The sequence below is a fragment of the Thermanaerothrix sp. genome (assembly GCF_056331585.1).
Genome location: NZ_JBWGPQ010000010.1, coordinates 40,290 through 63,690, shown reverse-complemented (window position 1 = coordinate 63,690; position 23,401 = coordinate 40,290). Strand labels below are relative to the sequence as shown.

The 23,401-nt window shown below is 51.9% G+C and carries 20 protein-coding genes, 1 tRNA gene and 1 riboswitch; of the genes, 7 read left to right on the top strand and 14 right to left on the bottom strand.

Features of this window, described 5'->3' with window-relative positions; genetic code table 11:
* Positions 1–32 precede the first annotated feature (32 nt).
* Positions 33–764: a 16S rRNA (cytidine(1402)-2'-O)-methyltransferase gene (gene rsmI, locus AC01YT_RS05615; protein WP_476673481.1), complete on the top strand. Its 732-nt coding sequence runs from the start codon at positions 33–35 to the stop codon at positions 762–764.
* A 22-nt stretch (positions 765–786) separates the two neighbouring features.
* Here the strand turns inward: rsmI and AC01YT_RS05610 are convergent.
* Both AC01YT_RS05610 and AC01YT_RS05605 read right to left on the bottom strand, forming a co-directional pair.
* A tRNA-Glu gene (locus tag AC01YT_RS05610) sits at positions 787–862 on the bottom strand.
* A gap of 60 nt (positions 863–922) precedes the next feature.
* Positions 923–1,597 carry an SOS response-associated peptidase gene (locus AC01YT_RS05605; protein ID WP_476673479.1) on the bottom strand — a complete coding sequence of 225 codons (675 nt, stop codon included), beginning with the start codon at positions 1,595–1,597 and terminating at the stop codon, positions 923–925.
* A gap of 80 nt (positions 1,598–1,677) precedes the next feature.
* Between AC01YT_RS05605 and ftcD the strand changes: the two genes are divergently transcribed.
* The 3 genes from ftcD to AC01YT_RS05590 all read left to right on the top strand — a co-directional run bounded on the left by ftcD (position 1,678) and on the right by AC01YT_RS05590 (position 6,221).
* The gene (gene ftcD / locus AC01YT_RS05600; RefSeq protein WP_476673477.1) at positions 1,678–3,228 is read left to right on the top strand and encodes a glutamate formimidoyltransferase; all 1,551 of its coding nucleotides are present in this window, start codon (positions 1,678–1,680) and stop codon (positions 3,226–3,228) included.
* A 56-nt stretch (positions 3,229–3,284) separates the two neighbouring features.
* The gene (gene dcd / locus AC01YT_RS05595) at positions 3,285–3,839 is read left to right on the top strand and encodes a dCTP deaminase (protein WP_424913288.1); all 555 of its coding nucleotides are present in this window, start codon (positions 3,285–3,287) and stop codon (positions 3,837–3,839) included.
* Positions 3,840–4,136: 297 nt separating this feature from the next.
* Complete coding sequence (locus tag AC01YT_RS05590; protein WP_476673474.1) at positions 4,137–6,221, top strand: glycoside hydrolase family 36 protein; 2,085 nt, start codon at positions 4,137–4,139, stop codon at positions 6,219–6,221.
* A 72-nt stretch (positions 6,222–6,293) separates the two neighbouring features.
* Here the strand turns inward: AC01YT_RS05590 and AC01YT_RS05585 are convergent, their stop codons facing one another.
* The 6 genes from AC01YT_RS05585 to metH form a co-directional block, all read right to left on the bottom strand.
* Complete coding sequence (locus AC01YT_RS05585) at positions 6,294–7,265, bottom strand: DUF4349 domain-containing protein (protein WP_476673472.1); 972 nt, start codon at positions 7,263–7,265, stop codon at positions 6,294–6,296.
* Between the two features lie 69 nt (positions 7,266–7,334).
* A complete protein-coding gene (locus AC01YT_RS05580) occupies positions 7,335–8,057 on the bottom strand; it encodes a metallophosphoesterase family protein (protein WP_476673470.1) in 723 nt (240 codons plus the stop codon).
* Positions 8,058–8,076: 19 nt separating this feature from the next.
* A complete protein-coding gene (coaBC, locus tag AC01YT_RS05575; RefSeq protein ID WP_476673468.1) occupies positions 8,077–9,291 on the bottom strand; it encodes a bifunctional phosphopantothenoylcysteine decarboxylase/phosphopantothenate--cysteine ligase CoaBC in 1,215 nt (404 codons plus the stop codon).
* Positions 9,284–10,060 carry a type III pantothenate kinase gene (locus tag AC01YT_RS05570; RefSeq protein ID WP_315623167.1) on the bottom strand — a complete coding sequence of 259 codons (777 nt, stop codon included), beginning with the start codon at positions 10,058–10,060 and terminating at the stop codon, positions 9,284–9,286. The genes coaBC and AC01YT_RS05570 overlap by 8 nt, the downstream gene beginning before the upstream one ends.
* Before the next feature lie 8 nt (positions 10,061–10,068).
* Positions 10,069–11,940 carry a bifunctional homocysteine S-methyltransferase/methylenetetrahydrofolate reductase gene (locus tag AC01YT_RS05565; protein ID WP_476673466.1) on the bottom strand — a complete coding sequence of 624 codons (1,872 nt, stop codon included), beginning with the start codon at positions 11,938–11,940 and terminating at the stop codon, positions 10,069–10,071.
* A 7-nt stretch (positions 11,941–11,947) separates the two neighbouring features.
* On the bottom strand, positions 11,948–15,487 hold the full coding sequence (gene metH, locus AC01YT_RS05560; RefSeq protein WP_476673464.1) for a methionine synthase: 3,540 nt from the start codon (positions 15,485–15,487) through the stop codon (positions 11,948–11,950).
* A 65-nt stretch (positions 15,488–15,552) separates the two neighbouring features.
* Positions 15,553–15,670: riboswitch (SAM riboswitch) on the bottom strand.
* A 121-nt stretch (positions 15,671–15,791) separates the two neighbouring features.
* Between metH and AC01YT_RS05555 the strand changes: the two genes are divergently transcribed.
* From AC01YT_RS05555 to AC01YT_RS05545, 3 genes are read left to right on the top strand one after another with little or no spacing between them, the layout of a single operon-like run.
* Positions 15,792–16,211 (top strand): hypothetical protein, encoded by a 420-nt coding sequence (locus AC01YT_RS05555; protein ID WP_476673462.1) that lies wholly within the window; start codon positions 15,792–15,794, stop codon positions 16,209–16,211.
* Positions 16,201–17,559, top strand: a complete 1,359-nt coding sequence (selA, locus tag AC01YT_RS05550) for an L-seryl-tRNA(Sec) selenium transferase (RefSeq protein WP_476673460.1) — start codon at positions 16,201–16,203, stop codon at positions 17,557–17,559. The genes AC01YT_RS05555 and selA overlap by 11 nt, the downstream gene beginning before the upstream one ends.
* A gap of 46 nt (positions 17,560–17,605) precedes the next feature.
* Positions 17,606–18,847, top strand: a complete 1,242-nt coding sequence (locus AC01YT_RS05545; protein ID WP_476673458.1) for a M24 family metallopeptidase — start codon at positions 17,606–17,608, stop codon at positions 18,845–18,847.
* A 66-nt stretch (positions 18,848–18,913) separates the two neighbouring features.
* Here AC01YT_RS05545 and AC01YT_RS05540 read toward each other — a convergent pair whose 3' ends face one another.
* Genes AC01YT_RS05540 through AC01YT_RS05515 form a run of 6 tightly spaced genes read right to left on the bottom strand, consistent with a single transcriptional unit; the run spans position 18,914 to position 23,398 of the window.
* The gene (locus tag AC01YT_RS05540) at positions 18,914–20,692 is read right to left on the bottom strand and encodes a heme o synthase (protein ID WP_476673456.1); all 1,779 of its coding nucleotides are present in this window, start codon (positions 20,690–20,692) and stop codon (positions 18,914–18,916) included.
* Positions 20,689–21,474, bottom strand: a complete 786-nt coding sequence (locus AC01YT_RS05535) for an SURF1 family protein (protein WP_476673454.1) — start codon at positions 21,472–21,474, stop codon at positions 20,689–20,691. The genes AC01YT_RS05540 and AC01YT_RS05535 overlap by 4 nt, the downstream gene beginning before the upstream one ends.
* Positions 21,475–21,481: 7 nt before the next feature.
* Complete coding sequence (locus tag AC01YT_RS05530; RefSeq protein WP_476673452.1) at positions 21,482–22,006, bottom strand: hypothetical protein; 525 nt, start codon at positions 22,004–22,006, stop codon at positions 21,482–21,484.
* 3 nt (positions 22,007–22,009) lie between these two features.
* Positions 22,010–22,612: an SCO family protein gene (locus AC01YT_RS05525; RefSeq protein WP_476673450.1), complete on the bottom strand. Its 603-nt coding sequence runs from the start codon at positions 22,610–22,612 to the stop codon at positions 22,010–22,012.
* Between the two features lie 7 nt (positions 22,613–22,619).
* Entirely contained in the window at positions 22,620–23,189 is a 570-nt protein-coding gene (locus tag AC01YT_RS05520; protein WP_476673448.1) for a cytochrome c oxidase subunit 3, read from the bottom strand.
* Complete coding sequence (locus AC01YT_RS05515) at positions 23,189–23,398, bottom strand: cytochrome C oxidase subunit IV family protein (protein WP_476673446.1); 210 nt, start codon at positions 23,396–23,398, stop codon at positions 23,189–23,191. Before AC01YT_RS05515 ends, AC01YT_RS05520 begins: the two co-directional genes overlap by 1 nt.
* Positions 23,399–23,401 lie beyond the last annotated feature (3 nt).

Genomic DNA, 23,401 nt, shown 5'->3' with positions numbered 1-23,401 from the left:
CTCCTTTGTAGAATAACGTCACCAAATATAACATGTTTTCACATCTCCTGACGAAGGCAACGGGTATAATCGAAATTATGCAGGAAGCGGGCATCCTATATGTTGTAGCCACACCGTTATGGCACCCCAAAGACATAACACTGCGGGCGATCGAGATTCTTTCCCAGGTAGATGGCATTATTTGTGAGGACATTCGTAACGCCAGGCGACTGTTGCGCCAGTTGAATTTGCCCGAAAGACCCCTTTACCCGCTTAATGAACATAACGAAGCCCAACAAACACCTGCCCTGGTGAATCAGTTAAGAAGCGGGAAACGCTTTGCACTTATTTCAGATTGCGGCACCCCAGTCTTTTCTGATCCCGGTGCGCTTTTAATCCATCAGACTGTTGCGTCCGGAGTTCGAGTTATCCCCGTCCCCGGTCCTTCATCGCTCATGGCAGCTTTATCCGTGCTCGATGTCCCCCTAGAGCAATTTGTCTTCGGGGGCTTCTTACCTCGTAAGCCTGAAGAACGTCGCCAGGCCTTAAATAGACTCAAAACTATAGGCATGCCCATAATACTCATGGATACCCCCTACCGTCTGATTACCTTGTTACAAGAAATCGCACAGGTTTTCGGCGATCAAATACCCATCACCCTCGCCCTAGACCTTACCTTACCTCAAGAAACCATTCTCCGCGGCACGGTGAGCAGCGTCATCAACACCCTGAAAACTCGCAAGGCTGAATTCGTGCTTATCGTTCACGTCTTTAAAACAAAATGATCACGCCATTTGCGTGATCATCTGGTGCCCCCAGGGGGATTCGAACCCCCGTTTTAGCCTTGAAAGGGCTGCGTCCTAGTCCCCTAGACGATGGGGGCAGCGCGCCCAAATTCTACCACAAGGATAAGCATTGGGTCAAGCCAAATTAAGCACAATATTCATCCTCTCTCTGCCGGCTGGATACAAATGGGGCTATCCAAGGCAGGGTTATTTACAGCACGCTCAACGGGATAGGCCATCATATTCTCCGCCGGATAGGGTCTTAAGAGCGCCTTTAAATCCGAGAGACCACGTGTTTCGAGCCATCCCCAGCATTGAGCGCGATCCAGAATAACCGGCATCCGAGAATGAATCTTTCTCACCAGTTCATTGGCTGGGCAAGTGATGATTGTGCATGAGAGAAATGTTTCACCGGCTTCATTCCACCATGTATCCCACAACCCTGCCAAGGCGAATGGTGAACCATCTTTTAGACGAAAGAGGTAAGGATATGAGAGCGACCGTTTTCCCTCAGCAGATTGCCATTCATAGAAACCATCCGCCAGAATAAGGCAACGCCGGGAAGCGAAAGCAGATCGAAACGCCGGCTTCTCATCCAAGGTCTCGGCACGGGCATTAATCAGCCGATTCCCGATGGCAGGATCCTTTGCCCATGAGGGGATCAATCCCCATCGAAACCACTCTGCTCGGCGCGTTTCGCCGTCGCGTAACCCCAAAACTGGCTGGGTGGGTGCAATATTGTAACGCGGTCGCCAATCTGTTGGGATCCCCTTCAGCCCAAAGGACAGCACCAATTGCTCAGCGGCCATCGTTAGTGTAAAACGACCGCACATGTCTCACCAACCTTTCTCAGGCCGTTTGTGACCTCAACGACGATTATAATATATCCAATCCCCTTTCCCGAGGCATGCCTATGACCCAGCCCCTCGTCGAATGCATCCCTAATTTCTCCGAAGCCCGCCGGCCTGAAGTTGTCGAAGCCATTATCCAAGCCATCAATTCCGTCCCCAACGTATATATCCTAGACCGCCACTCTGATTTTGACCACAACCGCACTGTCATCACGTTTGTCGGTTCACCGCAGGCCGTGGAAGAAGCTGCTTTCCGTGCTATTGCTCGCGCTGCCGAGCTGATTGATCTTGACAAACATACCGGCGCTCACCCCCGTATCGGTGCGACCGACGTAGTCCCCTTTGTCCCGATCCAAGATATCACCATGCAGGAATGCGTTGAAATGGCACGCCGGCTCGGTAAACGGGTAGGAGAAGAGCTTCAGATTCCAGTCTACCTATACGAAGAAGCCGCTACCCGACCTGAACGAGTGAATCTCGAAAATATCCGGCGCGGTCAATATGAGGCTCTGAAAGAGGAAATCGCTACCGACCCCAAACGAGAACCGGATTTTGGGCCTCGCCGCGTGGGACCTGCCGGTGCTACGGTCATTGGTGCTCGTCACCCCCTGATTGCATTTAATGTCTATCTAAACACAAGTGATGTCTCTATTGCCCAAAAGATCGCCCGTGCGATTCGATTTTCAAATGGCGGTTTACGCTACGTCAAGGCAATGGGGGTGATGGTAGAGGGCAAAGCCCAGGTATCCATGAATCTTACCAACTTCCGTCAAACACCGGTCTTCCGTGTTATGGAAATGATTCGTCGCGAGTGTGAACGTTATGGGGTAGCCGTACACCATAGTGAACTCGTCGGACTTATCCCCCAAGAAGCGCTCAATGACTCCGCGATCTGGTATCTCCAATTGGACAGATTTGAACCGTCACAGATTTTAGAAAATCGCCTTAGCGAGGTCATGCGAACCCAAAGCAGCGAGGCCGCACCGCCACATGAAACCAGTTTTCTCGAAGCCCTAGCCGCACCTACCCCAACCCCCGGCGGCGGATCGGCCGCGGCATTTACCGGCGCGATGGCAGCTGCGTTGGTGACCATGGTGGCACGCCTAACTCTGAGCAAGAAAAAATACGAGCATGTCAAGCCCCAAATGTGGCAAATTTTAGAAGAAGCCGAGGCTTTACGCCATACCCTGCTTCAAGCCGTCGAGGAAGACGCACAGGCCTTTGAAACCGTCATGGCAGCGCTAAAACTGCCTAAAGAAACGCCCGAGCAGGAATCTGCTCGACAAGAAGCGCTTCAGAAAGCCAATCTTCATGCTGCCGAAGTGCCTCTAAAGGTAGCCCAGACCACTTTTTCAGTTATGGAATTAGCCAACCAGGTCGCTGCTTTGGGCAACCTCAATGCAATTACCGATGCCGCATCAGCCGCCACCCTCGCGCACAGTGCCATCACGTGCGCCGGATACAATGTCCGTATTAACTTGAGGGGCCTAGATCCCTGGCTTTCACAACCTTTACTCGACCAAATCAGCGCAATAGAAAACCAAGCCGCTGAAAGCCTGAAGAAAATCCGCGCTTTATTACGCGATCGCGGAGAGCTTCAAATCCCAGATTAAGGCACTTCCCCTCGACCAATCGGGGTTAAAAATCTATACGTGAGAGGAGTACACCGATGGGGCTTAAACCAGATCATTGGATTCGCAAGATGGCTCTCGAACATGGCATGATTGAGCCATTTGTGGATCACCAAGTGCGCACAGGGGTTATTTCGTACGGCCTCTCTTCCTATGGGTATGACATACGGGTAGCCGATGAATTCAAAATTTTTACGAATGTTTTCAGTGCCATGGTAGATCCCAAGGACTTTGATCCCAAATCCATGGTGGACTTCAAAGGGGAAGTTTGTGTCATCCCCCCAAATTCTTTTGCCTTGGGGCGAACCGTCGAATATTTTCGCATCCCGCGCAATGTGCTCACTGTGTGTCTGGGGAAAAGCACCTATGCCCGGTGCGGCATTATCGTTAATGTGACCCCCTTTGAGCCCGAATGGGAAGGATACGTCACTTTGGAAATTTCAAATACCACACCGCTTCCAGCCAAAATTTATGCCAACGAGGGCATTGCCCAGGTGCTTTTCTTTGAAGCCGACGAAGTGTGCGAGGTTTCTTACGCCGATAAAAAAGGTAAGTACCAAAAACAGAGCGGAATTTACCTTCCCCGCTTATGACCGAAACTAAAGCAGGAGCATCTTATGCCGGGGTTGTATCCAGGACGCTTGACCTGGGAGATCGTGCCGCACGAGGGATATTTCTCCCTTGGTACCCAGGATGAGCCCTTTTTTCAACTAAAAAATGTCAGACTAAAAATTTACTTCCAGTGGAATGGGAAATCACACCTCTGGGAGCCTCGAAATTTTCGCTCCGTACCTACTCTCAACGACCCTCCCAATCTTCCGGAAGTCGATTGTGAAATTATAGAGACACTCATCGCATCGTTTCCACCTGCAGGACTTCAAGCTAAACTCATGCTGGCTCAAGCCAATCATGGGTATTGGGCCCTGTGGCATCTCAGTTTACACAACCAAGGTCGTGAACCCATCTGGATAGACCAAATTAGATTGCTCGATATGGGTGATGATAACCCCAAAAGCCAATTTGTCCTTGGCTCTTCCCCTCAAGATCTACGTTTCTATCTCAACGGCTGGCAATCCTGGTCATATACCGCAGCGTTAAACGCCTTATCAACCATGCCGCGTTCACGCTTAGGGCCTTTCCAGAATCCCATGGTGGTCAATCCGGGAACACCTCTCTTTCGCCAATCCGGGCATCTTAGCAGCGATTTCTTTACCGTTTTACTCTCCCCTAAGGATAACTTGGGATTAGTGGCAGGGTTTCTTTCTCAACAACACCACTTTAGCAGTCTGGTTTTCTCGGTCACCCCTCGACCGCACTTCCAGGTCTGGGCAAACGGCGATCACACTCGCCTGGATCCCGGGAAAAGCATGGTAACCGATTGGTTCATGCTATATCCCTTTATCACCGACCACGAGATACCCCTCTCCCCTTATCTTGAGGCTGTTGCCTCTTTTCATCAGATAGAGCAATTTCCACCCAGTCCGCGGGGCTGGTGCTCGTGGTATTATTACTACACGAAACTTTCAGCCGAGGACATTTTCCAAAACCTGAGACAGATTCAGGCTTGGCAGACCCAATTACCACTTGAACTGGTTCAGATTGATGACGGTTTTGAGGCGCAGGTCGGGGACTGGACAACGTTCAAGACCTCGTTTCCTCAAGGTGTCGCCCCACTGGCTCAAGAGATCAAAGCTGCGGGATTTAGACCCGGATTATGGCTGGCCCCGTTCATCGTCCATCCCAGATCACAACTGGCTCGTCAGCATCCAGAATGGCTCTTGCGTCGCTCGTCAGGTCGCCCAGTGAATGCCGGCTTTGTTTGGAATACCTTTGCCACCGCACTCGATCTCACTGTTCCTGAAGCACTGGATTACGCCGCCCAGATTATAGATACCGCCGTTCACAAGTGGGGATTCCCCTACCTTAAACTCGATTTTCTCTACGCCGCGGCGCTACCCGGCTGCTATCACAACCCCACCCTAACCCGTGCGCAGGTATTACGCCGCGGCATGGAGACCTTGCGCCAAACCGCTGGCAATGAGACATTTCTCTTGGGCTGTGGAGCCCCATTGGGATCCGTACTTGGGCTTGTTAACGCCATGCGCATTGGCGCTGATATTAGCGGATCCTGGCAACCCGAGTACCTTGGACACCAATGGTTTTTCCGTGGCGAACCCCATATGCCCGCCGCGGTCAACGCCATCCGCAACACCCTCACCCGCGCTCCCCTGCACCGCCGTTGGTGGATCAATGACCCCGATTGCTTAATCCTTGGCCCAACTAAATTGAGCCTGGTGGAAGTACAAACTCTAGCCAGCGTAATAGCCCTCAGTGGCGGTTCATTCCTAATTTCAGATAACCTGACTACTCTTCCGCCTGAACGGCTCAAGATTGCCCAAGCGCTCTTGCCATTAATCGAAGCATCCCCTGAGGTAATTGACCTGCTAGAGAATGAATATCCTGCCCATCTCCGCCTGGATTTGAAAGGTGCCATCGGTGAATGGCACCTATTGGCGTTCATCAATTGGGATGATCAACCCATCACACCTAGATTTACACACCAGCGTTATCACTTAGATCCCCGACAAACCTACCTGGCGCATGATTTTTGGAACGATCGCCACTACGAATGGAAAGACAATTCTTCCCTTACGCTTCCCCCGCTCCCACCCCATGGCATTGCCCTCTTGGCTACATATCCTTTCCGCCCCGAACAACCAGCCTGGGTTGGAAGTACACTTCACATTAGTCAGGGTCTTGAGGTCAAAACCTGGGAGGTAGAATCCTCTTTCCTAACCTGTCGTATTGATATCCACCATGAAGCCGAAGGTAACGCCTATTTTTACCTACCCTTCTCTCCTCAGCAAGTTCGATTAGATGAGACCTCTCTCCAGGGGCGTGAAATTCTGCCTCATGTTTATGGTTTCCCAGTTCGCCTTTCTACTTCTGGCGTAACCCTGACGATGGCTTGGTAATCAGCCTTAATAAGGATTGCCCGACTTATTCTATCGCCGGGCAATCACGACTTTTTCACCGGATCGAATGATTTATGACTCAGACGGTTTAGCCTCGGATTTTGGCGTCTGTTTTCGCGTCCGTCGCCAGCGGCGGAATCCCTGCCAGATCAACCATCCAACAATCGCAATCGGTAAAGCCACCGGCAGGCAGAAGAGCACAAGCCAGATGGCACCACTAACCAGCGCTTGATAAGCACGAATTAAGGCGCGGATAGCGTCTCGTGCCACACCCTCAGGCTTCCAGGCACCGATGGTAATCGGCGCAACGGCTTCCTTAGCGCGTAGGGTTACGGTGATCGCCGACATTGCCGCCGATTCCTCATAATACTTGATCTGGCCCTTCAGAACCTCAATTTGCTCATTAACCTGGCGCAGTTCATTATAGATTTGAAGTACTTCCTCGGGCTTGGTCGCCGTATCCATAATCTTTCGCAGTTGTTCTGCCGCATCTTCCAGGTTGCGTAAGCGTGATTGCAAATCGGTGTATTCTTTGGTGACATCCTGGCCATAAATGTTCTGAGAGAGAATATCGGTGTCGGGGTTTTCGACCAAGGCACGAATGCGCCCAAGCGCCTCATCTAGCCGTTCAGCAGGGACACGAATGGTAATGGTACCCTCTTGCACCTGAGCCCCTTCTGGAGTTTGCGTCTGATACAGGCTAGAACTGACCACAAACCCTTTCATTTCACTCGCCAGGCGAATGATGGCCTCCATGGCCTGAGCAGGATTTTCCACAACAATTGAGAGTTCTGCCGAGCGGATAACCATTCGGTCACCAGCTGAGCTTTCTGGAGCCACTTCTGCCGCTCCCTGGTAAGCCATCTTATCCACGGCTAGGGGCGCCATCGTGGGCTGGGCCGCTATACTCCCAGGATACCCTGCACCGCGTTCTGCCGGTACGACATTTTCAAGCGAAGCGATGCTTTTCGGTGCACACGCCAATAAAGCAAATAGCCCCAGGATCAAAACTGCCATCAGAATTGGGCGCATACTGGTTGTCATCTCGTCTTCTCCTCTTTCAGGTGGGGTGGCTACTTACTAGACGTATTCGAGCGCCCAAGGTTCCCTGCTTCAAACCCCTTCACTAAGCCGGCGCGCATGGTACGTGGGCAATCCAGCTTTGATAATGCGCTCTTGAACCTGGTCAATCGGATACTCAACCCGATGGAACTCCCACATCCCTACTTCGGGATCAAAAATGGCATAAGCCGCACGCGGATCATGATCTCGGGGTTGCCCCACCGAACCGGGATTAGCAATCGCTGGCGTTTTCAAAGTTACCGTTTCTCCATCTTTGGGTAATACCCATTCAATCCATTCACCATTGTAGTGAAAGATCACCGGAATATGCGTATGCCCAACTAAGCAGTACTTCGTATCAAAATGAGCAAAACTAGCCGCCACGACGCTCAAGTCCAGCAAATACTCCCATAGCGGATTGCGTGGGCTACCATGAACCAAAGTGCAAGGCTCCACCACAATTCGTTCCGGCAATTGCTCCAAAAATTGTCGCGTGTCTTCGCTCAGAGCTTGCTGTGTCCACTGCACCGAAAATAAGGCCTCGCGATTAAAAAACGAAAGATCCAGTCTCCCCAATACCGCCGCATCATGGTTACCCAGCAAACACACCAAATTGGGTTGCTGTCGAACAAGATCTACACACTCGTTCGGATCTGGCCCGTAATCCACTAAATCCCCTAAACACCAAACCGCATCCACCGAACCGGCATCCTTGAGCACGGCTTCCAAAGCAGGGAGGTTAGCATGAACGTCTGAAATAATTAATACTCGCATAGATGAACACCCCAATAGTTTATGTAAGCATAGCCACCAGTTGCTGGATAATGGCTTCCGCTACGGCTTCCTTACTCATCAGTGGCAGTGCCTGTATGCGTCCATCAGCAAACAATAAAGTTACCCGATTTGTATCCACCTCAAAGCCAGCGTCCACAGCTGAAATATCGTTAGCCACAATCATATCTAAGCGCTTGCGTTGAAGTTTTTCTTGAGCATGAATTAAGAGATCATCACTTTCGGCAGCAAAGCCGATTACCCGCCGTGGGTAACCCAACTGAGCCCGCTGCTCGGCAACGGCCATTAAGATATCGGGGGTTGCCTCCAATTCCAATGTGGGGATGCCGTCTTCTTTCTTTATCTTTTGTCCGTGGGCAACTCGTGGGCGAAAATCAGCCACAGCGGCAGCCATCAGCAAGGCTTCGGCGTCCTCGATTTCACGGAGTACCGCTTCCAACATATCAGCAGCGGTTCGCACTGTGATCACCCGAGCCCCATAAGGTGGTGTTAGTGCTGTCTGGGTTGTGATTAAAACAACCTCAGCCCCCACATCTAGCGCTGCCTGGGCAAGTGCGTACCCCTGTTTACCCGAAGAACGATTGGTAATCACACGCACCGCATCTATCGGTTCCTGGGTGCCACCGGCAGTGACAACCACCTTGCGCCCCGCTAAAGGTCCTGAACGTCCCAACCCCCAACGGATAGCCGCCAGTACCTCGGCAGGATCTACCATGCGCCCACGCCCAACCAGACCAGAGGCCAAACGTCCCTCTGCTGGCCCAATAAACATCACGCCACGTTGTTCCAAAATCCTAACGGCTTCCTGAGTTGCCGGATGCTGAAACATCCCGGCATCCATCGCCGGCGCCACCAGCAAAGGGCATTGAGAAGCAAGTACGGTCAACACCAAGAGATTATCAGCAATACCGTACGCCAACTTGGAGAGAGTATTGGCTGTAGCCGGGGCAATCACAATAAGTTCAGCACCACGCCCCAATCCCACGTGGGTCACATGGCCTTCGCCGCCCCATAGATCATCATCGGTATAAACCTTACGCGAGGTTAGGGACTGAAATGTCAACGGCGTTATAAAATGTAGCGCTCCCGACGTTAAGATAACATCCACTTGGGCGCCCCATTGAGTTAACCGAGATGCAATCTCTCCGGCTTTATATGCGGCAATAGAACCTGTTACCCCCAAAACAATGCGGCGATTAGATACGGGATTACTCATGGCGCGAGCGGTTTCTCTCCCATAAGATACGCAACCCTTCCAGGGTTAGCCAGGGAGCAAAATGATGAATCACATTGGTGTGGTTTGCTATCACCTCAGCCAACCCTCCTGTGGCGATAACCTTCATGTCCGGCCCCAATTCTCGCCGAAAACGCTCCACCATCCCCTCAACCAAAGCCACATAGCCATAGACCAATCCCGACTGGATCGCATGCACGGTGTTGCGCCCGACAACCGAAGGCGGCGCCTGAATATCTACCCGCGGCAATTTGGCCGTCCGCATGAACAGCGCTTCTGCTGCAATCCCAATACCAGGCGCAATCGCCCCGCCCAGGTATTCACCTTCGGCGGTGATCGCATCAAAAGTCGTCGCCGTACCAAAGTCTACTACACAGGCCGGTCCACCATATAAGGCGCAAACTGCAACAGCATCGGCAATGCGGTCCGCCCCAACCGCACGAGGGTCTTCATACAAGATTTTGATCCCCGTCTCAACCGTCTCATCAATCACCAATATATCCTCGCTAAGGTAGTTGCGACAAGCCTGCAAGATTCGCGGAGTTAATGGCGGCACCACCGAAGCCACGCAAATGCCATCTAATTGTGCCGGCGAACACCCACCATGTTGTAAAAGCCCCAACATTTGAAGCCCATATTCGTCTGGCATACGTTCATGGTCTGTAGCCAGACGCCACCGTGCCCCTAATTTTGTGCCCTCAAAAAGACCAATAGTTAGATTCGTGTTGCCGACGTCAATGGTCAAAAGCATAAAAGAGATCAACCACCTTTCCGGACGTTTTCAATGATTTCGGCGGCATAGTCAAAACGATTGAACGCCGGCATCAGGTAAATGCCTTGCGCAAAAGATTTCGCCGCTAAGGCTAATTCTATCGCAATTTCTATCCCGACACGAGCGGCTTTCTCCCCTCCGTTTGCCACACGTTGTCGAATTGCATTCGGAATGGTGATACCTGGCACCTCATGATGCAGGAAGGCCGCATGTCGCTCACTCGCCAGGGGCAAAATCCCGATTAAAACAGGTACGTTCAGCCCTCCTAACACCTCATGAATATACCCCAGAAACGCGCGCGCAGCTTCAGGATCGAAAATGGGTTGGGTCATGATAAAGTCGGCTCCCGCGCGCAGTTTTCGCCGCAGATTTTTTATTTCTGCCTCTGGGTCTGGAGGATTTAGATTGAGTGCACAACCCACAAAGAACGACGTGGGTTGGCCGATATCCATGCCTGCATGATCAACACCGGTATTAAAGCCTTGTTTGATTAACTTAATTAGCCCTGAGGGCACCAAATCGTAGTTATCCATGGCGTTGGGATAATCCCCAATCGCCGTTGGGTCACCCATAACTACAAAAACATTACGTACCCCTAACGCATGGGCTGCCAACAGATCCCCTTGAACACGGAGGAGATTCCGTCCACGGGTAGGAAAGTGCAAGACGGTTTCTACACCCACCTCTTCTTGAATAAGACGGCAAACTGCCCAAGGGCTCATCCGCATTCGCGCCATTGGGCTATCCGCTACATTGATGACATCCACACCGGCTTCATTCAACAGCCGCACCCCGGCGAGCAATTTTTGTGTGGAAAGCCCGCGCGGCGGATCCACCTCAGCAGCAATGACGAATTTTCTCTCTGCCAGACGTTGGGCCAACCGCGTTGGTTGTTGCACCCCTCCGATGCCTTCATCGCGTTCGACAATGGTGATACTGAGACCGTTCTCGTAGGTGGTGAGATCTGTTTCCTGCAATTTCTTATTCATGGCTGCAATATGCTCGGGCGTTGTTCCACAGCACCCACCCACCACCGCAGCCCCAGCCTTCCAAAAGGCTACGGCGTAATCGCCAAAATAGTCGGGAGCCGCAGGGTACATGATGCGATCCCTCATGCGTTCAGGCCACCCCGCATTAGGTTTAACCCAATACCGTCCTTCGGGAACGGCAGAGCGCATCTGTTTAAGGATGCGAAGTAGCTGATTGGGACCTCCCGAGCAATTGATCCCAATCACATCGGCGCCGGATTCGTGAATATATCGGGCAACTCGTATCGGGTCATCACCCAATAAGGTGCGATCATCGCGGGTAAAGGTGACCGAAGCCACCACCGGCATTTCAGGGTCGATCTCTCGCGCCGCCAGCACCGCTTCACGCACCTCATAAAGATCAGCCATTGTCTCAATAACGATAAAATCCACCCCTGCCGCAACCAGAGATTCAATCTGCTCCCGAAATGCCGTCCGCGCTTGTTCGGGTTGCACCCGCCCAAACGGCGCTAAGCGCACCCCTAATGGTCCCACATCCCCGGCGATTAGCACCTGATGTGAGGACGATGAAATCACCTGCCGCGCAATATCAACCGCCGCCTTATTTAGGCACGAAACCTGGCCCTCTAAACCGTGCTGGGCCAGTTTATAACGGTTGGCACCAAAGGTGTTGGTGAGAATAATCCGAGCACCTGCTTCCACATACTCGCGATGAATATCAGCCACCAAATTCGGCTTTTGTAGATTCAGCAGATCAAAGCATTCCTCAAACTTGACCCCTCGCTGATTGAGTAGTGTCCCCATCGCCCCATCGGCCAGGATCGGGCGTCCTTGGGAAGAAAGCCATTCAAAAAACGCCTCTCGTCTCATCCGCAACCTACCCCTCTTGAGCCCGCATCAATTGCTCAATACGGCTCTCACCGATATTGAAATATTTAGCCTGAGGATGGTGGACAATAATGGCAGCCGTGGACTGCTCCGGCACCAGTTGATACGCCGCCGTCAGACTCATCCCTAGTTCTGTTTCTGCCGGAAGCAATTCAAACACTTTGCAATGATCGGCTAAATCGGGGATCGCCGGATATCCCCATGAATATCGCTTTCCTTGATCCGGAGCCAATCCTAACTCGCGCCGAATATGGCGATGGAGGTATTCTGCCGTAGCTTCTGCCATCTGCACGGCTAAGCCGTGAGTAAAATACGCCTCTGTATACAGCCCCTGGGATTGCAGTCGTTCAACTCGCTCAGTAGCCGTTTGCCCCACAGTAACGATTTGGAATGCCACAACGTCCATGATCCCGGAATCTACCGGCGCAAAATAATCAGCCAGGCAAAGAAATTCACCCATACTTTGACGTGGGAAGGTGAAACGCATCATTTCTTCGGGTGAGCCGGCCTGCACACTGGCCGGATCATAAATGATCAAATCGTTTCCATCTGCTTGAGCTGGCCAGTAGCCATAAATCCCCTGGGGTTTAAGCCAGCCCTCGACCAGAGCCTCGCGGCGCATTGCGTCTAATCGGGCTTCATAGTCCGCCAACAGGTGTTCCCAGGCTTCACCGTGGGTGTTCTTCGCTCCCCATGAAAGCCGGAACAATTCGTTTTTCGATAAGCATTGGAAGACGCTTTCCAAGGGCATTTGTCGCACCACCCGCACACCCCAAGTGGGCGGGCGCGGAATGCGTTCAGCCAGTGACACATTCGAACGGCGCACACCAGCCCGTGCTGTGGATACAACCTGCCGTCCCAGTTCCATCTCTGCCTCGGCGCGAATACGGGCAAGCAGACGCTGGCGCGCTTCGGGTTCCATTAGTGCATCCATGGTTTCCAGACCCTCAAAGGCATCTTTACAGTAAAAGACGCCCGGCTCATAAAACTCACCGCTCTCGGTCTGCAAGATGCGCCGTCCGAAGCGCGGGTTAATCGCCGCCCCGCCGATCAGCACCGGGAACTTCAAACCGCGGCGATGAAGTTCGTTGACAATCAAGGGCATCTGCCGACTGGTAGAAACCAACAAAGCACTTAGGCCAATAGCATCGGCTTGAACTTCTACGGCCTTAGAAATGATCGTTTCAGCCGGCACCTGCTTGCCCAGATCAATCACCTCATAGCCGTTATTGGATAAAATGGTCTTAACCAGGTTTTTACCGATATCATGGACATCACCGTAAACGGTCGCCAGAACCATGCGCCCCTTACTAACACCCTCTTTGCGTTCCAAATAACGCTCTAGATGAGAAACTGCTTTTTTCATCACCTCTGCTGACTGCAATACAAACGGTAGGATCAATTCGCCGCTTCCGAATTTGTCCCCCACTTCTTTCATTGCGGGTAAAAGCACCTGATTCAAAATCTGCACAGCAACGTCATGCTGTGAGCGCGGCGCCTCTCGCTGAATGATCTCATCAATATCCTGTTCAACCCCCTCTTTTTGACGATGCAAGATACGCCAATGCAAGCGTTGCTCGGGGGTTTTCTCACCTAGTGCACCTTGCTCGCTCTCACGCTTTTCGGTCCCATCGGCAGCAGTGCTCTCCATAAAGGTAATAAAACGCTGCAAGGCATCCGGATGACGATTGAAGATCACATCCTCTGCTAGTCGGCGTTCTTCCTCTGGTATCTCAGCATAAGGCTTGATGTGAGCCGGATTGACAATCGCCATATCCAACCCAGCCTGCACGGCATGGTAAAGCATCACGCTATTCAACACCGCGCGCGCTCGCGGCGCTAACCCAAAGGACACATTACTGATCCCCAAGGATGTTAACACACCAGGAAGTTCGGTCTTGATAAGACGAATACCTTCAAGGGTTTCAATCGCCGAACGGGCAAACTCCGGATCCCCCGTTGCCAACGTGAAGGTCAACGCATCAAACACCAAATCCTGTGGACGTAAGCCGTGCTCCTCAACGGCGATCTGGTAAATGCGCTTAGCCACGGCCAGTTTGTTTTCAGCGGTCTTTGCCATGCCGTTCTCATCTATAGTCAGGACGATCACGGCGGCATTATAGCGTTTGGCTAACTCAAAGACGCGATCTGCCTTTGCTCGTCCCCCTTCCAGATGCGTCGAGTTCAACATACAACGTCCGGGAGCGGTCTTAAGCGCCACTTCCATGACTTCAGGCTCGGTGGTATCAATCACTAACGGCACCCGCACAAGCGGAGCAAGGCGTTTGATCACCTTGCGCATCGTCTCTGCCTCATCGCCGCGCTCGGTAAGGGCAACACAGATATCTAGCGCATGTGCCCCGCTGTTGACTTGCTGGCGCGCCAAAGTCAAAATTTCGTCATAACGCTCCTCAAGAATCAATTGCTTGAATTTCTGACTCCCCTGCGTGTTCAAGCGTTCCCCGATCAGAAAGGGTTTGGGCTCCTGGAGCATTGGCATTGCCTGGATCGCCGAGGCCAACTGAGGAATGTTCAAGATTGGGCGTGGAGGCGCCGGACGCCGTCCCAGACGCTCTATCAAACGCTTGAGGTGCGCAGGGGTTGTACCGCAACAACCGCCGACGACGTTGATGTGATACTTTTCGACAAATTCGGCCAGTTCCTCGGCAAAATGCTCCGGTTCCAGCGGGTAAACCGCCTGGCCGTCCACATTAAGCGGCAAGCCCGCATTCGGGATACACGAAACCGGCAGGCTGGAATGTTCCCCTAAATAACGGATAGGCTCACGCATATAATCCGGCCCGGTGGAGCAATTGAGACCAATCACGTCCACCGCTAAACCTTCCAGAATTGCCAGTACAGCAGAGATATCTGTCCCTAACAACATGCGCCCGGTGGTATCTAACGTCACCTGGGCTTGAATCGGCAGATAAATGCCGGTTTCCTCAAATGCTTTCTGAATCCCCAAAATGGCCGCCTTAACCTCCAGAATGTCCTGAGAGGTCTCGATCAAAAGTACATCCACCCCACCTTGGATCAACCCAACAGCCTGCTCTCGAAACACATCCACCAATTCGTCAAAACTAATGTTGGAAAGTTCGGGGTCATCCATCGAGGGCAATTTTCCCGTCGGTCCTATCGAGCCGGCCACAAAGCGCGGATACCCCTCGGTACTGTACTCATCAGCAAGCCGTCGTGCCAGTTGAGCGGCTTGCCGGTTGATCTCAATAACCTTATCCTGCAAGCCATACTCTGCCAGGGTGATCCGATTTGAGCGGAATGTACAGGTCTCGATGACATCCACCCCCACATCCAAAAACGACCTGTGAACCTGCTCCACCGCTTGTGGGTAGGTAATCACCAGATAATCGTTACACCCAAAATACCGTTCACCCCCAAAGTGCTCTGGGGTCAGGTTCATTTTTTGCAAATTGGTGCCCATGGCACCATCATAGATGAGCACTCGCTCATTGAGAGCATCCAGGTAACGCCGATTTGTGAACTTGCGATGTGTGTGTTGTTCGTTCATAGGAACTCCTCACGCTAATAAAAAAGCCTCTCTGGATAAGAGAGGCCTTGATGGCAAGAAACAGGCTCTCATCTTCCAGAGTTGCCGCGATCTCGCGGGCTCTGCCGGAATTGGCACCTGCTGAGATCTTCAGCGGTTGCCGAGGCTTCATCGGGCCGGTCCCTCCACCTCTCTGGATGAGCGCCAGAGAACGGCTCTGGCTATTTAATTGTTGCAGCAAATTCTACTACAAAACTCCTTATTTGCAAGGTCTAAACGTTAACTCGAAGTGCGTTATAATCTTTTCGAAGAAGGAGAGTAAGACGTGAATCGAAGTCAACAATTCCCCCCTTTCTCTGAGATTTTCGTACCTTTTCTCATCTTAGGCGCGTTAGGATTAGGTGGATTAGCCCTGGTGATCACCCAAACGCTACCCACACTATTACCGCGGTGGTTATTCTTTTTCTTGAGCACTCTGGGTGTCACTGGAATCGCACTTCCCATCGTCTATTTTCTGAATTGGCGCTTTTCCTCAAGCAGCTCACTGCCCTCAACAGGTACTCTTGTCCGCGAGGCACTGTGGATGGGCATTCTCTTTGATCTACTCGCCTGGTTGCAATTGGAACGGGTTCTCACCATCACCTTAGGCATGATCTTATTCTTAGGCGTCTTCATTCTTGAGTTCTCACTCCGCCTTATTGAGCGCGCGCAATGGCGCCCTCACGATACCCCACATGACTCCTGACCTACGCCAAATCCCTTCTGTAGATCAATTGCTCCATTTACCTACAACCGCTTGGCTTATCGAGTCATTCGGTCGCATGATGACCTTAAGGGCCCTGCGGGAGACGCTAAACACCCTGCGCAACAGTCTTCTTCATGGGAAAATCGTAGATCTCACCCCCGAGTCCATCCTAACCCAGGCCCAGAACTTGCTCAATACCTGGTTTACCTTCTCGCTCAAGCCGGTGATCAATGCCACCGGGGTCATCCTGCACACAAATTTAGGACGTGCCCCACTAAGTCCCAGCGCCTTGCAAGCCATCTCCCATATTGCATCGGGGTACTGCAACCTTGAATTTGACCTCGAGACCGGACGCAGGGGATCGCGACATCTCCATGCCACCCAACTGCTAATTCAACTGACCGGTGCAGAAGACGCTCTGGTGGTCAACAACAACGCGGCTGCCGTTTTGCTTGTGCTCAGCGCATTGGCGGCACGGCGGAATGTTCTCGTCGCCCGCTCCCAACTTATCGAAATTGGAGGTGGCTTTCGCGTCCCCGAAATTCTACGCCAATCCCGAGCGCGCTTAATTGAGGTCGGTACCACTAACCGCACCCGGATTGAGGACTTCGAAAGAGCGTTGCAAGAGAGCGGGGCCGCCTTAATCCTTAGGGCTCACCACTCCAACTTTCGAATCATCGGTTTCACCGAAGAACCCGACCTAACTGAGTTAGCGAATCTGGCCCACCGTTATCAGATTCCGCTTGTAGATGACCTGGGATCTGGCGCCTTGGTGGATACCACCAAATATGATTTGACGCATGAACCTATGGTTCAAGAATCCCTGGCTGCCAACGCCGATTTGGTGTGCTTTTCGGGTGATAAACTGCTTGGCGGGCCCCAAGCCGGGATTATCCTGGGACGCAAAGATTTGCTCGAAAAAATCAAACGCCATCCCCTCGCGCGCGCGGTACGGGCTGACAAGATCACACTGGTTGCTCTCTCTGCGACCCTGCAGCACTATTTGAAAGGCGATTGGGAGCAAGCCATCCCCGTCTGGCACATGATTGCCCAATCGGCAGAAACCATTAAAACCAGAGCCGATCGTTGGCAAGCTGCTCTACAAGTAGGGAGCGTAATTTCTAGTCGTTCTACAATTGGCGGGGGCAGTCTCCCCGGCGAAACCCTGCCCACATATGTGCTTGCGCTTGGAGTGAAGTCTCCTTCTCAGGCTCTCAAATGGCTACGCCATCGCCCTTATCCTATCGTCGCACGCATTGAAAATGACCATATCGTTTTAGACCCCCGCACGGTATTGGAAGAACAGGAAGACATTCTACTGCATGAATTACGTCATTTACTGACGTAGAACAATCCGTCGTTATAATCCGAGCCTATAATCTCAGGAGACTACCATGAAGCGCGACCTCGATCAATTGATGCATACCTACCAGGTAGATGCGCTGTGGATCATGGGGCCAACCACACACAACCCTGCCATGCGCTATTTCACCGGTGACGCCTCCCTTACCAGCGCTGATCTGTTCAAGCGGCGCGACCAGCCGCCCTTGCTTTTCTATCGCTCAATGGAGCGTGATGAGGCGGCTAAATCGGGTTTAACCGCTCGTTGCTATGATGAGTATCCTTACAAGACATTCTATGAGCAGGCTAGTGGAGATGTTGCCCAGGCATCCGCTTTGCGTTTCCAAAAAATCTTATCCGACCTCGGCTTAGACCATGGTCGCATTGCCTTATATGGGAAGATTGAGTTCGGGCCGCAGTTCGATTTAACCCAACGCCTACAACAATTATTGCCCGCGGTAGAATTCCTTGGCTTCTCTGAAGATCCCATTCTGCTTTTGGCCATGATGACGAAGGACGAAAATGAGATCAAGCGAATCGAGCGTATGGGCCAGATCACCACCTGGGTCGTTGCCCAAACCGCCGATTTTCTTTCCCACCATCGCGCTAAAAACGGCGTTTTGATCAAACAGGATGGCAACCCATTGACCATCGGTGAGGTTAAGCGGAAGATCAATCTGTGGTTGGCTGAACAGGGTGTGGATAACCCCGAAGGCACCATTTTTGCTATTGGACGCGACGCGGCAGTCCCTCACAGCACCGGTAACCCTGATGACGTGCTTCGCCTGGGCGAGACCATTGTCTTTGATATTTTCCCTTGTGAGGCTGGCGGCGGTTACTATTATGATTTCACCCGCACCTGGTGCTTGGGATATGCAACTGATGAAGCCCTGAAACTTTATGAGCAAGTACTCTCGGTATATCGCCAAATTACCCAGGAACTGAAACCCAATACGTTCTTCAAGACCTATCATGATCGTACATGCGAATTGTTTGAAGCCATGGGGCATCCCACCGTGCGCACCGATCCGACCACCCAGAAAGGCTATGTCCACAGCCTCGGGCATGGGCTGGGATTACACGTGCATGAGTATCCGGTTAGTGGTGCTTATGCCAAAGAGTCGCGCGATATTCTTGTCCCCGGTACGGTTTTCACCGTTGAACCGGGGCTATATTACCCAGAGAAGGAGATGGGAGTTCGCTTAGAAGATACCTATGCTGTACTACCTAATGGTGAAATCACCCGATTAGCCGAATATCCTCTTGACTTGATCATTCCAATTCAAGAAGCGTGACGGGAAGAGAGCGAGTTTTTGGGGCGCTCAAAACAATGGTTCCTGGTCCTGAGCGCCCCTTTTCCTCTAAACCAGGACATCCACGACCAACGCCAAAAAGATTAATGCAAGGTACATGCTAGACATGCGATACATCTGGTAAGCCGGGCGATTGCCGGGCATGCGCAAAACCCGCCAAGCGGCGTAAATCAATCCTCCCCCTAGAACCAGTGCAACCAACAAAAAAAGGTAACCAGTCAGGTTTAAAAGGGGCATCAACAACGTCAGGGCTACCAATTGTAAAGTGTAGATGAAAATCTGCCGTCGCGTTGTTTGCTCGCCCCGTACTACTGGTAACATCGGAATCCCAGCCCGAGCATAATCCTTCCGCCGCACCAATGCCAATGCCCAGAAATGCGGCGGCGTCCAAAGGAAGATAATCGCGAACAAAAAAAGCGCCGGCACCTGAAGATCGTTCGCTACCGCAGCCCATCCTACTAGCGGTGGAATAGCGCCAGCCCCGCCACCGATCACAATGTTCTGAGGTGTAGCAGGTTTCAACCAAAGGCTGTAAATTCCCACATAGTAGATTATCCCCGCCAACGCTAAAAGCGCGGTAAGCAGATTAACCATAATCGCCAACATAAAAAAGGCAACCCAACAGGCCGCTATCCCATAGGCCAGACCTTGTGCCGAGGTAATAATGCCGGCCGGTATCGGGCGCTTGGCCGTTCGCTGCATTTGCTTATCAGCTTCACGATCAATATATTGGTTGATGGCGCTCGCTCCCCCTGCCGCCAGCGCTCCCCCAAAAAGGGTCCAGAAAGTCAAACGAGCGTCCGGTATACCTTTTGCAGCTAACACCATGCCCGCATACGTTGTGATCAAAAGAAGCACCACAATTATCGGCTTATTAAGAAGAAAATAAGCCTTCAAACGTGTCTGCCATGAAACCGTGGCTATAGATTGTCTTTCGGAATGAGGTGACCATACCCACACCCTTAAAACTAATACGCTTAATGTCAGCCACAATGCCACAATATTAAAAGCGTGCAAAGCCACCAGTTCATGCCGGTAGCCGCGGTTGACCATGACACCCCCTAATCCGATCTGACCCAGAACAAGGATCGCCAGGGCTGTAGCTGCTGGAAGGACTATTGTGTCTTGCGAATAACCTCGCCAGGTTATGAGAAGCATCCCGGTGACCCCACCTAAGGCAAGCAGACTTAGCAACCGATGTAAGAGTGTAAGCCACCCCCATTGACTCAACGCCCAGCCGCTAGAACAAAATGGCCAACCTCCACATGCTCGGCTATATGGATCTAATCCCTGCGCATAACCGCTGATAAGCAAAAGAAATGTGACCCACAGAAGTCCGATCCCCAGAAATCTCACATTTTTGCGCTTTGAGGATCGGGCATCCGGAAGGACTTGGAATGAAGGAAGGACGGAAAGCCCTGCCACCGTAAATGCCGTTAGGGCAAGCAACCCCAATGAAAGATGAATCAAGTCAGAATAATCCCGAATTTTATTTCCAGACCAGAACGTTTGTAAGCCTTGGAGCAGCAACGTGGCTATCCCAGCTATTAGTCCCCACCGTTCAATCGGAGAAAGAACCCTCCCCCTAATTAATCGCCACAAACCCACACTAAACCCCAAAAGCCCGGCCACGAGTGCGAGGCTTGGATGCATCGCCGCAATCCAGGGTAGCCAAGTATCCGGCCGCCCCAATACGAAAACGCACTTCGTAATCGGAACGCAGAACTCGAAAGGATCCATAAAGCGGACCACATAGCCGCTGTACACCGCCAATAGCAGAAGAACGACCACACTGCCGTAAACTCGCTTCAAGGTTTTTTGTTTCATTCGTCTTCATCCTCCATTGGCTTTGCAGGATATCCGCCAGTTTTATGCAACTGCCGTTTTACGTAAAATGGATAACCAATCCCTAAAATTGCTGCAAACGTAAACCACTGAATAGCATAACCCAAATGAGGGCCTTCACTAATTTCGACTTCCGGTAACGCCCGATAAGGTAGTCCCTGCCACGCCGGATCTGGTGCCTGCTGTATATAAATTGGCAACAGGGAAGCACGGGTTTGCTGTTGAATGCGCGGAATATTGACCAGATTCCACGCCTCTAAGCGGGTTTGTCCAGGCGTCAACGTAGGATCGGGTACACCACCAAAATCTGGGTGTTCCTGACCGCGACGAATGATCCCCCTTACGGTTACCATCCCCTGCTCCTGAAAGGCAAGGCGGCGGGCTGGAAGTTGGGCTTCTTCATAAGGTATCCAGCCGCGATCTACCAGCACCGCCCAGGTCGAACCTCGAATTTGCAACGGCGTCAACACATGAAACCCCAACCGTCCCTCCCAAACCTGGTTCCGCAGTAGTACCTCATCCTCAAATAAAAACGTCCCTTCGACAACCACTTCACGATATTCCATAGCTGCGAGATCGCTTAGGGGTAGGTTCTCATTTAAGTTCAAAACCGGCATAGCCTGAGCCGCCAGAACGCGAGCGTTAAACGCTCGCCGCTGCGCCAAGCGATCTAACTGCCAGAAACCAAGGCGAACCATCACGGCTATTGCCGCAAGTACAAATAGGGTGGTTAAGACCCAATGTAAAAACCCCCGCGTGCGCATCTCGCTCTCAAGAACGATGGTGGACTGATGAAGCAGTTGGACCGCTTTCCGGTAGGGGAACTGCCACCAATGAGTAGACCCACAACAACATCCACGTTGGGATCATCACTGCCAGGATTCCCTGCACACGGTCTATCGGACGGATGCGCGGACGCACGTCCAACCCTAATACCTGTGAGGATTGAAACGTACATGCCATGCTATACGCACTAGGACGATCCAGATTTAGCGAGGCGGTGCTTCCGGGTGGAATCCACAGCGGCCCCAACTGATGACTAACCTCGTCTTCATTTCGCACCATCAAAACATCACCCACAGTAAAAATCATGGAGGGGAGGGCCGGGCCTGGCTCCCCCATAGCAATTTGTCGCGCCGTACCGGCAGGAATGACAATTTCAATAACACGTGGTTCATTCTCGCTTTCTCCGCGCAACAACCAGTAAGCCCCCTCACCGACCAAAACACCTACCAGTAATCCCAACAGAAGAGTAACCCCAAGGCGAACAAGTACCGCTTTGGTTGTCGCGGTCATACGTTATTTCTCCCTTAAGATGAGACGCAAGTCATTTTCCAGATCTTCCACCGGAGTGCCAAAGGAATACGTCAAGCGCAAATTTCCCTTGCCATCTATCAGGTAAACCCGTGCCGAGTGATCCACTAAATAATCGCTTCCACGACTTTCACTGTCCCGCACCAACCGATAAACACCATAGGCATTCCATACTGGTTGCAAGTCAGCCTCGGTGCCTGAAAGCCCAATAAAAGACGGGTCAAATGCAGCAGCATAGGACTGAGCACGTTCCGGGGTGTCTCGCTGGGGATCAACCGAAATAAAGACCACCCTGACCCGCTCTGACTGGCGACCAAGGCGTTTCATAGCCTGAGCAAGATCAGCCAATGTCGTAGGACAAACGTCAGGGCAATAAGTGTAACCAAAGAACAGCAAAACCACGTTTTCTTTTTGCGCACTCAAAGTAAAGTTTTCCCCATTCGCCTGAGTGAGAGAAAAATCAGGCGCAGGGATCGGGGGATCAAGCAATGATCCGCGGAACTGACCTTGGGGGGGGAGCAAAAGCCCCACAGCAACCAAGGTCACCGCTACAATGCCAATCCCCATCAAGAGACTATATTGGCGCATGCCCCACCTAGAGCGTTCCGATAAGATAGAGAGCGGGATAGAAGAAAATCCAAACCACGTCGACAAAGTGCCAGTAGTTAGCGCACGCTTCCACCGCCCAGTGGCGTTCGGGAGAGTAATGCCCTTTCAAGCCATTTCGAAAAACAACAAACAGAAAGATGACACCGGTCAAAACATGGAAGGCATGCATTCCGGTCATCATATAGAAGACGGCACCTTCGGCACCATCTGCCGGCCCAAACGGAGCCAGACGCCATTCAAACCCGATCACCCCTACTAAAAACGCTATTCCCAGCACCATAGTGATCAAGGTACTGGACAGGAAACCACGCCGATTTCCGGCCGCAATCATCGCTTCAGCCCGATTCATAAAGAAACTGCTGGTTAACAGCACCGAGGTCACGATTAAGCCCAATGTCTGATCCAGTTCGGGGCGACGACCTCCCAGCAAATAGAACCGAGTAACGAGCAACGCGCCGAACATGAAAGCATCCGAAATGATAAACAACCATAAACCGATGCGGTTAGTGGCAACACGTTGCCGATAGGCCTCAAGGCTCATCTCATGGGTACTCATCAGTGCTCCTCCTGTGAGCGGAAAATGCGCATTAGATGCATGTAAAACTGAATCACCACCGCCGCTTTGAGCAGGGCAATAGCCCACAGAATGACACTCGGTGCTTCGTGAATTCCAATATAATACTCAATACCGGTTAAGACGGCCAAAACGATGAACACCACCACACCGCGACGTACTTCAGAAATTGCCTTTGAAGATGTTTTCATCGC